Raw genomic sequence first — 11,912 nt, forward strand, 5'->3', positions numbered from 1 at the left:
GGCTTCAGCTTTTTAGGCTCACTCCATCAGCGCCAGGAAATCATCGGCGCTTAACGCAGCACTCTGCGCGGCTTGGGCAGTCTCTCCCAGGACATCATTGAACAGCTGCGTCTTCTTGGCCTGCAGCGCGAGCACCTTGGATTCGATGGTGTCCTTTGCCACCAAGCGATACACATAGACCGGACGAGTTTGCCCAATGCGGTGGGCCCGGTCAATAGCCTGGGCTTCGGCCTGCGGGTTCCACCATGGGTCCAGCAAGATGCAGTAGTCGGCGGAAGTGAGATTAATGCCGAAGCCGCCGGACTTCAGCGAGATGAAGAAGACCGGGAAATCTCCCTCGCTGAAACCGTCAATCAGTTCCTTGCGCTTTGGGCCAGTGGTGGACCCATCAAGGTATCCGTGCTCAATGCCCAGCTCTTCAGCGACGTCGCGTGCCTTGGCCAAGAAACTGGTGAATTGGCTGAAGACCAGAATCTTATGCCCTTCAGAAACCGCGTCCCCCATGAGTTCGCGCAGCATTTCCAGCTTCGCGCTCGGAGCATCGCCCTCGCCTACCAAGGACGGATCCAAGGCCAGCTGGCGCAGCAAGGTCAGCGATTGGAGAATCTGGAAGCGATTCGAATCAACGTCGTCAACCAGCCCCAGAACTTCTTGCCGCACACGCTGGAAGCGGCGGTCATAAGCTTTGCGGTGCCCCGGCTCCAGTTCGACTTCCAGCACCTGCTCGGTCTTCGCCGGCAACTCTGGAACGACCTGTTCCTTGGTACGGCGCAGCACGAACGGACGCAGTCGGCTCTTCAGGCGCTCCAGGCGCTCCTGGTCTCCGTCGGCAATGGGCTTCTGGTAGTTGTCCTTAAAGGACTTCGCACCGCCCAGCAGGCCTGGTGCAGCCAGTGAGACCAACGCCCACAGTTCCAGCAGGTTGTTTTCCATGGGAGTGCCAGTGACCACGAATTTGCACGGCACTGGCAGCTGCCGGGCCTGCTTGTAGCCTTTGGAGGCATGGTTCTTCAGTTGCTGGGCCTCGTCCATGATCATGACGTTGAATCCGGCGGCTTCAAAATCCTCATAGGCCAGGCGGAAGATCGTGTAGCTGGTAACTACCAATTGGGCGTCACCGATCTGCGACGCCATGCTTTGGCCGCTCTTTCTAGCTGTTGAAGTGATGCCGGTGACTCTCATCTGCGGCGCAAATCGCTGCGCCTCATTGATCCAGTTGCCCACCACCGAGGTAGGAGCCAGCACCAGGAATTTCTGGGCAGGATCCTCGACGCGCGCTTGTTCAAGGCAAGCCAGCAACTGGACGGTCTTGCCCAGACCCATATCGTCGGCAAGGACGCCACCGAGATCATGGGTACGCAAGAAGTTGAGCCAGGATAGGCCGTGGCCCTGATACGGGCGCAGTTCAGCGTTGAACGTTTCCGCTAGCTGGACCGGCTGCATTTCTTCACCGCTTTGCAGCGCCTTCATGGTCTGCAGCCACTGGTTGTGCTGGGCTTCGATAATGCCCAGATCCACCAGTTCTTGCCACCAGTCGATGCTCAACTTATGGATGCGGATCGTATCGCCCTGCACCGTGCCCAGCTCCCCGGCCTCTGATATCAGCTGGCGCAGCTGCGTGAAATCTGCACCATCAATCGGGATCACCGTAAGGTCATCGAGGACGAGATACTCATCTTGCTTGGTCAAGGCCTCCAGCAGCAGTGGGAACGGGACCTTGGTCTCGTCCAGGAGCACTTCCACAGACAAGTCGAACCAGTCCCCCGTGCTTTCGCCGGCTTCGACACTGACAGCGGCCGGGGCGTGGCTGATCCGGTACTTCGGCAGCCTGTTCTGCTCTTCAACGACCACATCGGGATGCTCTGCCAATAGCGGCAATGCGTAGACCAAGAAATCGATGGATTCGGAGGTGCTGAATTCCTTCGGCGGGAAGATTCCTGAAGAGGTCAGTTGCCCCAAGGAAGCCTGCGCGCCGAGCTTGTCCTGCACCGAAGCAGCAATTTCCTTTTCCACGGCATACTGGCGGGGGCCCGCGGAGGCGTACTCCCAGGAATAGCTCACGGTCAGCGGAGTTCGGATGCTCTCCAGGGACAGCTTGAGGCTGGGGCGTGCTGGAACAGGGATGCTGTAGCTGTCATCCTCGCTCTTCAACGGTGCCATCAGGCGCAATCGGTCCAGGTGCTGGCGCTCGAAAAGCTCAACGCCTTCCTGCGGGATGGATTGCGCACCGGATTCAATAAATGTGGCCAGTTCCTTCGTGACCGGTTCAGCGAACCGGGCCAAACCGATTTCCCTGGCCTTCGGCAAGGGGCTGGACGCGTAAGCCAACAAGGTCGGCGGCGTGCCTATGGGCAAGAGGTAGACGTGCTCTTCGCTCGGCCCGCGCAGCTTCCCTTCCATGCTCAGGCCATGTTCACCGCGACGCACATCCACGTGTGCCATGGCTGGTTGCTCGCTGAACTCCACCGGGGCCTTGGCCGTAGAACCGCCGTTGACGATCTGCACTCCAGCTTCACGCAGGGCTTCGAACGCATCCAGCAGGTCCTGGCCTGGAAGATCCATCAAGGAGATCCACTCCTTGGGATCCCACGAATGGCGATAAGTATCTTGTTCAACGTGTTCACGCAACCGGTCCAGTTCAACGACCGCACGACGCTGCTTCTTGGAGAACCGCGTATCAAAAGCAACATTGCGCCAGCTGATCCCGGTTTGGATCCAGGGGCTCTTGGTGCCCTGGCGGGCCGGGCGTGCCTGCAAGGTCAGCGCGTCCTCGCCGCCATAACGCGGTTCGCTTACCACTTTCAGGATCAATCCCAGCGGTTCTTCGGCAACCAGCGGCTCATCGGAAATGACTGGAAGCAGACGGTCAAGGGTACGTTCCCACTGCGGCTTGCTATTGCGTTTCCAAGCGTGGGGATCCACCCCGGAGTCGGAGACGAAAAAGCCCTGGTCTTCTTCGGTGGTGACCTCAATGAGCAAGGCGGCGACATCTTCACAGGACTGAACCCCCGGATGCTTGCCGCAGAAGCTGGTGAAGCTGATATTGCCCTCGGTGATTTCCAATTGGGCCATCACCGATTCACGCAGCACCACACCGGAGATGCGGGTAGATCCCGGTTGCATTACCCGGTTGGCGATCTGCACTTTTCCGGAATCACACAGGAATTGGCCCAGGTTGTATTCGGATTCGGTCACCAAGGTCTGGGCCGCAGAAAGTGTCAGCTGGAATTCCATACTCGCCGTTCATTGTTCGTGCAGTGGGCGCCCGAGAGCTAGATTCCATCTTAGCGAGCCGGAAAGCAAGATGCCCGGTGACGAAAAGTTACTTCTGCCCTTTACCCGCGGGCCCTGCAACCGATAGAAATTAATCACTGAATCACGAGTTCCACTCTTTGAGCCCTGGCTGAGTGGACGGCAACCCTCCTGCGTCATTGTGCGGGGTGCCCCAGGTGAAGATTCGACGCATCTTGAACGCCAAGATGCGTAAGCGATGGCGCCCCTTGCGCCAGAAAGGGGATCAATTCCCCATGACTAATGCAGCATCTGCCCCAACCGTATCCGAAGACCGCGCACAGCGCCTGCAGGAAGCAGGCAAGGGCTGGGGCGAACGAATTTCGGCTGCCCCGCAAAGTGCCCAATTGACTTTCACCGTCGAGGGCGAAGGCTTCGATTCGGTAGCCAGCAACATTGTCTCCGGCAAGCACACCTTCCAGGTCGACGAGCCAGCTGCCCTGGGCGGCAGCGACCTGGCCGCAAGCCCCGTGGAATACGCGCTCGGAGCGCTCATCTCCTGCCAGGTTGTGGTCTACCGCTTGTACGCGCAGAACCTCGGCATCCAGGTGGACGACGTGAAGATCCAGGCCAATGGCCACCTCGATGTCCGCGGACTCTTCGGCATCGACCAGACCATCCGCCCCGGCTTCTCGTCGGTGGATCTGGACATCCGGATTGCCGGACCGGAATCAGCTGAACGCTATGAAGAACTGCGCCGCGCAGTGGATGCACACTGCCCGGTGCTGGACCTCTTCGCCAATCCGGTGCCCGTGACAACCGCGGTAAGCATCGCAGAGACCAACTAGAGTTCGCTGAACTAAAAAGCACCGCGGCGGCCCCCGACTTCAGGGGCCGCCGCGGTGCACTTCTAGCTGAAGCCAACTATTGCCCCAGGAAGTTCAGCAGGACTTTGCCGGAGCGAGCCGAATCCTTGGCCGTTTCGAAGGCTTCAAGCGCATCGGCGACCGGGAACTCGTGGGTTACCGCCTCGGAAACCTGCAGTGAACCGTCGGCCAGGGCAGCAAGCACATGGTCGATTTCGTCGTTGAAGCGGAAGGAACCAACCAGTTCCAGCTCGCGGGTAATAGCCAGCGAAATGAGTGCGGGTTGTTCTCCTGAGGGCAGCAACCCGACCATGACCACTCGACCGCCGCGCACGGCACCGCGCACGGCGGAGGCCAACCCGCGGAAGTTGCCGCTGGCCTCGATCACCACGTCCGCGCCCACCTGGGCAAGAGCTTCCTGGTCATCGGCGCGCAAAGTTGAAGTGGCACCGAGTTTCCCGGCGATTTCCAACGGCTTCTCGTGCATGTCCACTGCGATGATTTCTTTGGCTCCGGCACGCTTGAGCACTGCTACAGCGAGAGCTCCGATCGGCCCAGCACCAATAACCAGCGCCTTCTTGCCGGCGACTTCACCGGCGCGCGACACCGCATGCCAAGCAACCGCAGCCGGTTCTGCCAGTGCCGCATCACGCAGTGCTAAGCCAGCAGGCAGCTCACGCAGCATGCGTGATGGCAGGTTCACTTCGCGGGCGAATGCGCCCTCGGTGTGCGGGTAGCGGGCGGCCGAGCCCAGATAGGTGCACCCCGGGGAAAGATTCGGGCGGTCGGCCGGGTAGGGTTCCCCGGTCTCGCCTGGTGTTGCCGGGTGCACGGCGACTTTGGTTCCGGCTGCCGGCCCGCTGCCGTCAGCGGCGGCCTGCATGACGGTCCCGACGATTTCATGCCCGAGAACCATTGGAGCCTTGAGGATCGATTCCCCGGCGGCGCCGTGGCTCCAGTAATGCAAGTCTGATCCGCAGATACCGCCGTAAGCGATGGCAACGCGTGCTTCATCTGCTCGCGGCGCTGCCAGCTCGATTTGTTCAATACGCAAATCATCGGCTGCATGGGCCACGACGGCCAACGTGCTGGTGGCGAGGGAATTAGACGACAACGCTCATGCCTCCGTCGATGAAAATGGTCTGCCCGTTCACGTAGTTCGATCCATCCGAGGCCAACCAGACTGCTGGTCCGGCCAGATCCTCGACAGTTCCCCAACGGGCAGCCGGGGTGCGGCCCAGAATCCAGGAATTGAATTTCTCGTCATCCACCAGATTCTGCGTCATCTCGGTGTGGATGTAGCCCGGTGCGATGCCGTTGATTTGCAGTCCCGAACCAGCCCATTCGGCGGTCATGGCGCGGGTGAGATTGCGCAGGCCTCCCTTGGCCGCACTATAGGCGGAGATGGTGGGGCGGGCCAAGTCGGTTTGCACCGAGCAGATGTTGATGATCTTGCCTTCGCCACGCTGCACCATGGAGCGTGCGACCTCTCGGCCTACCAGGAATGCGCTGGTGAGGTTCGTGTCAATCACACGCTGCCAGTCGGATACTTCCAATTCCAGCATCGGAACGCGGTGTTGGATACCGGCGTTGTTCACCAATATGCGGATGGGGCCGATGGTCTTTTCAATGGCGGCAATGTTCTCGCGCACGGCGGCATCATCGGTGACATCGAAGCAGACGCTATGGATTCTTTCGGCGCCATAGCGGGTGCCGAATTCGGCGACAGTTTCGGCCAAGCGTTGCGCATCGCGGCCGTGCAGGATGATGGTGGCTCCGGCATCGGCCAGGGCACGGGCAAGTTCGCGGCCAATACCGCGGGAGGACCCGGTCACCAGGGCCAGTCGTCCGGTCAGGTCAAAAAGTTGGCTCATGAGTTCCCTCGCATGAAGTGTCGATGGTTCATCGACGGGAACTCACCAGCGGTATGTACCGGCTGCTGTATCCGAAAAAGTAGCCCCGTCGCTTCCCCAAAAAACATATCAGATATAAGAGGTGCGAGGGGCCATAAAGTCCGACTTATTTATTTGAAAACTATCCTGCCGGATCTAGCGGGTCTGCGAGTAGAACCAGTTGATGTGCTCTTCGAGCAGCTGGGCCGCCCGTTCGCGCTGGTTCGTCGCGAACGCGTGGTGGATGGCCTTGTGCTGGCGGCGCAGGATGCGCACCACCGGCTGCCAGGCCTCATCGCTGGGCACCGATTCGGAAACATAGTCGCTGATCGAGTTGCGCAGCGATTCCATCATCGATTCCACTACCGCGTTGCCGGCCATGGAGGCCAGGAGCACATGGAACTCGGCATCAATACGGTGGAAGGCCTCGCGCGAGAGCTGCGCGTCGTCCATGCGCATGATCAGCACCGCGGTGCGGTCAATGACCTGCTGGGCATGGATTGGATCGCGCGGCGTCATTTGCGCTGCCCAGGTTTCCAGCAAGATGCGAGATTCGACGATCTCGCGGACGTTGATCCCCTTGGCCGCCAGATGCAGGCGCAATGCCTGCGAAATGCCAGCCGAGGGGTTGGAGATGATCACCGCTCCGGAGTTGGGCCCGGAGCCGGTTGAAGTCTTGATAATGCCCATCACATCAAGGATGCGGATGGCATCGCGGACCGAGGCCCGCGAGATCCCATGCTGCTCCGCGAGCGCACGCTCGCCGGGAAGCTGGTCTCCAACGGAGAGCTTCTCCTTGCGCAGATCCTCTTCAATTGCTTGGAGAACAACCTGGTACGCACGCGGAGCTGGGTTTACTGGCATCGGATCTATTTTAGCCGTTCACGGCTAAGGCAGCATCCAGGACAGAACCGGGGTGGACTGCAGGTAAACCAAGCAGCACAGCACCAGCAGCATGCCTACGGACCAACCGGCAACCTTCTTGAGGATCACCGACTCCTGGCCTTCCATCTTCACCGAGGTAGCGGCGATGGCCAGGTTCTGCGGGGAGATCAGCTTGCCGACCACGCCGCCGGAGGTGTTGGCGGCAACCAGCAGGTTCGGATCGATGCCGGCATTGATGCCAGCGGTCTGCTGCAGCTTGGCGAACAGCGCGTTGGCCGAGGTGTCCGAGCCGGTCACCGCGGTGCCGATCCAGCCCAGGATTGGCGACAGGAAGGCGAAGAATGCGCCGGTGCCTGCCAGCCAGGTGCCAATGGTGATGGTCTGGCCCGAAAGGTTCATTACGTAAGCCAGGCCGAGGACCGACAGGATGGTCAGCGCGGCGTAGCGCATGTTGTAGACGGTCTTGCCGATTTCGGCAGCACCCTCGGCGAAGGTCATCTTGTACTTGCCGTTGCCGTCGTTCTTCGCGTAGACCAGGGCCACGATCAGGCCGGTGATCAGCAGCAAGGTGCCCGGGGAGGATAGCCACTGGAAGTTGTAGATGGTCGAAGATACCGCTTCGCCATCAGCATTCAGGATCTTGCCGTCCAGTCCTGGCCAGCCGAACTTGATGTCCGTGGTTGCCAGCCATGCAGGAATGTCCACGCCCAGCTTCCACAGCTTGGCCACGCCGAAGATGACGATAACCAGCAGGTACGGGAACAAAGCCATCCAGGTGTTGACCGGGTGCAGCTTGGCATTGGCCTCGTATGGAATTGCGGCGGCTTCAGCAGTCAGCACGCGCTGGCGTGCCTCGTCGGCACCCTTTGGAGTCCAGAAGCGCAGCAGGATCACTGCGGCGGCCAGACCAACCAGCGCAGCAACGATATCGGTCAGCTCATAGGAGAAGTAGGTCGAGCACAGCCACTGGGCGACACCGAAGGAAATGCCGATGGTCAGCGTTGCCGGCAGGGTCTGGCGCATGCCGCGCCAGCCGTCGAGGATCAGGACCAGGATCGATGGGACGAACAGCGCCAGCAGCGGGGACTGATGGCCAACGATGGCGCCGATGTCGGCAGCCGGGATGCCGGTCAGGGCACCGGCGGTGGTGATCGGGATCGCCACGGCGCCGAAGGCCACCGGGGCGGTGTTGGCGATCAGCACGGCGCAGGCTGCGCGCAGCGGCGACAGGCCCAATGCCAGCAGCATGGTGGCGGTAATCGCTACCGGTGCGCCGAAGCCTGCCAGCGCTTCAAGCAGGCCGCCGAAGCAGAAAGCAATCAGCACGGCCTGAATGCGCACGTCGCCGCCGCCGATGACGTCGAAGACGCGGCGCAGGTCTTCGAAGCGGCCCGACTTGACGGTGACCTGGTAGAGGAAGATCGCCATGACAACGATCCAGACAATAGGGAAGGCACCGAAGACCATGCCCATCAGTCCGGAGTTCAATGCCAATCCAACCGGCATGTTCCAGCCGAAGATCGCCACGAGGATGGCAACAGCGAGCGAGCCGAGGCCGGCCCAGTGGGCCTTGACCTTGACTACCGCCAGAAGTACGAAGAAGGCTACAAGCGGGATCAGTGCGATGAGCGCTGAAACAGCTATGCTCCCCGCGATCGGATCCGTGGAGGGTGTAAACACGGTGTGGGCGTCCTTACTCGAGATGGTCTGACCATATGTGGTCCGACCACCTAGAGTACAAGGTGAGAGCTATCACAACAAGTCTTGACTATTACGAAGTACGTGGCATAGTATGGTCTGACCACACCCTGAAAGAGTCATTTATTATGCGAATTGCTCTCTTTGCCACGTGCATTGTGGATGCTATGTATCCGGAAACCGCCAAGTCGACAGTGAAAATCCTGGAACGCTTGGGCCATGAAGTCATTTTCCCCAAGGCGCAAGCCTGCTGTGGGCAAATGCACATGAATTCCGGTTATATGCCTGAAGCCCTGCCCGTGGTCGAAAACCACATCAATGCCTTCGACACCGAAGACTATGACGTCGCGGTGGCCCCCTCGGGCTCCTGCGTTGCTTCGGTCAAGCACCAGCACCCTTTCCTGGCAGAGCGCCTGGGCAAGCCGGAGCTCAAGGAACGCGCAGTTGCCGTGGGCAAGCGCACCTATGAACTGAGCCAACTGCTGGTGGATGTCCTGGGGATCACCAACGCCGCCGAGCAGCTGGGCAGCTACTTCCCGCAGACCATCACCTACCACCCTTCCTGCCACGGCATGCGTTCGCTGAAACTCGGCGATCGGCAACTTGATCTGCTCAAGACCGTCGGCGGCATCACCGTCAACGAGCTTCCGGAAGCTGACCAGTGCTGCGGCTTCGGCGGTACCTTCTCGATCAAGAACTCCGATGTCTCCACGGCAATGCTCGAAGACAAGATGAAGAACATCTGCTCCACCGGCGCCTCGGCCTGCGCGGGCGGCGACGCCTCCTGCCTGATGCACATCGGCGGCGGACTTTCGCGCACCGGAGCCAAGCCAAAGACCCTGCACCTGGCAGATATCCTGGCCAGCACCATGGAAGAGACGGTGTCACTGTGACTCAGGTATTCCTCGGCATGCCTGCCGGCGGGCAGGGCAACCTGTTCGAGACCGAGCCATTCCCCAAGGCCGCGCACCGCGAACTGGGCAACACCCAGATGCGCAAGAACCTGCGCCACGCCACCCACACCATTCGCGACAAGCGGCTGAACGTCGTCGGCGAGCTTCCGGACTGGGAAGAGCTGCGCGACGCCGGCAGCGCCATCAAGAACCTGACGATGGCCAACCTCGAAGAGCGTTTGGAAGAGTTCGAGAAGAACTTCACCGCCCGGGGCGGCATTGTCCACTGGGCCCGTGACGCGGACGAAGCCAACAAGATCGTTACCGAGCTGGTCAAGGCGACCGGCTCGAAAGAGGTCGTCAAGGTCAAGTCCATGGCCACCCAGGAAATCGGCCTGAACGAGCACCTGGAGACCGAGGGCATCGAAGCCTTCGAAACCGACCTTGCCGAGCTGATCGTCCAGCTGGGCAACGACAAGCCAAGCCACATCCTGGTTCCGGCGATCCACAAGAACCGCACCGAGGTGCGCGACATCTTCCTCAAGGAAATGCCGGTAGTGGATCCGAACCTGACCGATGAGCCAGCCAAGCTGGCCGAAGCTGCCCGCAAGCACCTGCGCAAGAAGTTCCTTTCCGCCAAGGTCGCGATCTCGGGCGCGAACTTCGCGCTGGCCGATACCGGCACCCTGGGTGTAGTGGAATCCGAGGGCAACGGCCGCATGTGCCTGACCCTGCCCGAAACCCTGATCACCGTCATGGGCATCGAGAAGGTCCTCCCCCACTGGGAGGACCTCGAAGTCTTCATGCAGCTGCTGCCGCGGTCTTCCACCGGCGAGCGCATGAATCCCTACACCTCGCTGTGGACCGGCGTGAGCGAAGACGATGGCCCGCAGAACGTGCACATCGTGCTGCTGGATAACGGCCGCACCCGCGCCCTGGCCGACCGCTTCGGCCGCACCGCGCTGAACTGCATCCGCTGCTCGGCCTGCATGAACGTGTGCCCAGTGTACGAGCGCACCGGCGGCCACGCCTACGGTTCGACCTACCCGGGCCCGATCGGCGCAATCCTCTCCCCGCTGCTGACCGGCATCGAGGTCGAGGAAAACGGCTCCCTGCCATATGCTTCCTCGCTGTGCGGCGCCTGCTACGACGCTTGCCCGGTGAAGATCAACATCCCGGAAATCCTCGTGCACCTGCGCGGCGAGGATGTGGATGCCAACCGCGACAAGCACAAGCTCCCGACCCAGATGGATCTGCTGATGAAGGGCGGCTCCTGGGCGTTGGGCAAGGGCAAGAACCTCGGCCTGCTCGAAAAGGCCTTGCCGCTGGGCCGGCTGATGTCCGGCAAGGAAAAGAAGATCAAGAAGCTTCCGGGCATCGCCGCAGGGTGGACCGCCAGCCGTGACATTCCCGCCCCGCCAAACAAGTCCTTCCGCGACTGGTGGAGCGACGAGAAGGAGTCCAAGTGAGCGCAAAAGACGAAATCCTGGGACGGATCCGCTCGGCACTAGCCGATGCTCCCGTCGCCCAAGAGGTACCCCGCGAATACCGCAAGACCTCGGATATGGGTGAAGCTGAGCTCATCGACCTGCTGGTGGACCGCTTGGTGGATTACAAGGCCGGGGTGGACGTCATTGACGCCGCGCAGATCCCGGAATACGTAGCGGCCAAGCTGGCGGGAGCCTCCAGCGTTGTCTACCCGCATGGCTTGGACACCGACTGGCTCTCAGGGCTGGGCGAGAAGGTCGAGCAGCGCATCGATGCCCCGGGCGCACGGCTGAGCATCGCCGAACTGGATGAAACCAGCGCCGTGGTCACCTCGTCGGCCGTTTCGGTCGCCGAGTCCGGCACCATCATCCTTGATGGCGAGCCAAACCAGGGCCGCCGCGCGATTTCGCTGGTACCCGACCACCATGTGTGCATCGTGCCGATCTCCTCGATCGTGCGCCTGCTGCCAGAAGCCATGCCGCGACTGGCCATCACCCGTCCGCAGACCTGGATCTCCGGCCCGTCGGCCACCAGTGATATCGAGCTGGAGCGCGTTGAAGGCGTGCACGGCCCGCGTACCTTGGACGTCCTGATGGTTCGCGGCCTGTAAGGCTGGCGCAATAAGCTTTCGCGGCCGGTTCCCCCCTCCTAAACCTCCAGGGGAACCGGCCGCGAGTGCATTTAAGTGTGCTGTCGGCTTCTTGCCCTAGCCGCCGGCAATAAAACCCTTCAGGTCCGCCTCTATTCGATCGCGCGCGGCAAAAAAGCGAAGCCGGCAGTCCAGCTTCGAACATTTCGCGGAAGCGCACCGGTGGCATGGAAACGCTCAAGCCCGCGATGACTTCCCTGGCTCCATCGTGACGGCAATCCGTTATACTTCCCTTGCCTCGGATTTTCATCACCGGAGATATCTGGCGCACCCAGCCCGCCAATCCTGTCCAGGCTTGGACGTGTCCATG

Annotated in this window: 9 protein-coding genes and 1 riboswitch; of the genes, 4 read left to right on the top strand and 5 right to left on the bottom strand. The window is 61.0% G+C overall.

Features of this window, described 5'->3' with window-relative positions; genetic code table 11:
• Nucleotides 1-18: 18 nt before the first annotated feature.
• Nucleotides 19-3,234, bottom strand: coding sequence for a DEAD/DEAH box helicase (locus M2368_RS09840; protein ID WP_105656274.1), 3,216 nt, complete (start codon nt 3,232-3,234; stop codon nt 19-21).
• Between the two features lie 140 nt (nt 3,235-3,374).
• A riboswitch (SAM riboswitch) is annotated at nt 3,375-3,496 on the top strand.
• A 31-nt stretch (nt 3,497-3,527) separates the two neighbouring features.
• Here M2368_RS09840 and M2368_RS09845 point away from each other — a divergent pair.
• Complete coding sequence (locus tag M2368_RS09845; RefSeq protein WP_133834033.1) at nt 3,528-4,079, top strand: OsmC family protein; 552 nt, start codon at nt 3,528-3,530, stop codon at nt 4,077-4,079.
• A 76-nt stretch (nt 4,080-4,155) separates the two neighbouring features.
• On the opposite strand, the gene M2368_RS09850 is transcribed toward M2368_RS09845, so the two are convergent.
• From M2368_RS09850 to M2368_RS09865, 4 genes are all read right to left on the bottom strand, one after another.
• Entirely contained in the window at nt 4,156-5,211 is a 1,056-nt protein-coding gene (locus M2368_RS09850; RefSeq protein WP_105656272.1) for an L-idonate 5-dehydrogenase, read from the bottom strand.
• Complete coding sequence (locus M2368_RS09855; RefSeq protein ID WP_105656271.1) at nt 5,201-5,971, bottom strand: SDR family oxidoreductase; 771 nt, start codon at nt 5,969-5,971, stop codon at nt 5,201-5,203. Before M2368_RS09855 ends, M2368_RS09850 begins: the two co-directional genes overlap by 11 nt.
• A 174-nt stretch (nt 5,972-6,145) precedes the next feature.
• A complete protein-coding gene (locus tag M2368_RS09860) occupies nt 6,146-6,853 on the bottom strand; it encodes a FadR/GntR family transcriptional regulator (protein WP_426733511.1) in 708 nt (235 codons plus the stop codon).
• Nucleotides 6,854-6,877: 24 nt separating this feature from the next.
• Nucleotides 6,878-8,554, bottom strand: a complete 1,677-nt coding sequence (locus M2368_RS09865; RefSeq protein WP_105656269.1) for an L-lactate permease — start codon at nt 8,552-8,554, stop codon at nt 6,878-6,880.
• A 146-nt stretch (nt 8,555-8,700) separates the two neighbouring features.
• Between M2368_RS09865 and M2368_RS09870 the strand changes: the two genes are divergently transcribed.
• The 3 genes from M2368_RS09870 to M2368_RS09880 are packed head-to-tail and all read left to right on the top strand — an operon-like array spanning nt 8,701 to nt 11,563.
• Complete coding sequence (locus M2368_RS09870) at nt 8,701-9,465, top strand: (Fe-S)-binding protein (protein WP_105656268.1); 765 nt, start codon at nt 8,701-8,703, stop codon at nt 9,463-9,465.
• A 17-nt stretch (nt 9,466-9,482) separates the two neighbouring features.
• The gene (locus M2368_RS09875; protein WP_498724521.1) at nt 9,483-10,934 is read left to right on the top strand and encodes a LutB/LldF family L-lactate oxidation iron-sulfur protein; all 1,452 of its coding nucleotides are present in this window, start codon (nt 9,483-9,485) and stop codon (nt 10,932-10,934) included.
• Nucleotides 10,931-11,563 (top strand): LutC/YkgG family protein, encoded by a 633-nt coding sequence (locus tag M2368_RS09880; RefSeq protein WP_332594596.1) that lies wholly within the window; start codon nt 10,931-10,933, stop codon nt 11,561-11,563. The genes M2368_RS09875 and M2368_RS09880 overlap by 4 nt, the downstream gene beginning before the upstream one ends.
• The last annotated feature ends 349 nt before the right edge of the window (nt 11,564-11,912 follow it).

It is taken from the genome of Arthrobacter sp. JUb119 (assembly GCF_024807995.1).
In the GTDB taxonomy this organism is placed as follows: domain Bacteria; phylum Actinomycetota; class Actinomycetes; order Actinomycetales; family Micrococcaceae; genus Glutamicibacter.

Bases quoted from the DNA above. Each gene is read 5' to 3' on its own strand.
- M2368_RS09860 (WP_426733511.1), bottom strand. From the start codon at position 6,853: ATGCCAGTAAACCCAGCTCCGCGTGCGTACCAGGTTGTTCTCCAAGCA.
- M2368_RS09845 (WP_133834033.1), top strand. From the start codon at position 3,528: ATGACTAATGCAGCATCTGCCCCAACCGTATCCGAAGACCGCGCACAG.
- M2368_RS09870 (WP_105656268.1), top strand. From the start codon at position 8,701: ATGCGAATTGCTCTCTTTGCCACGTGCATTGTGGATGCTATGTATCCG.
- M2368_RS09875 (WP_498724521.1), top strand. From the start codon at position 9,483: ATGCCTGCCGGCGGGCAGGGCAACCTGTTCGAGACCGAGCCATTCCCC.
- M2368_RS09855 (WP_105656271.1), bottom strand. From the start codon at position 5,971: ATGAGCCAACTTTTTGACCTGACCGGACGACTGGCCCTGGTGACCGGG.
- M2368_RS09840 (WP_105656274.1), bottom strand. From the start codon at position 3,234: ATGGAATTCCAGCTGACACTTTCTGCGGCCCAGACCTTGGTGACCGAA.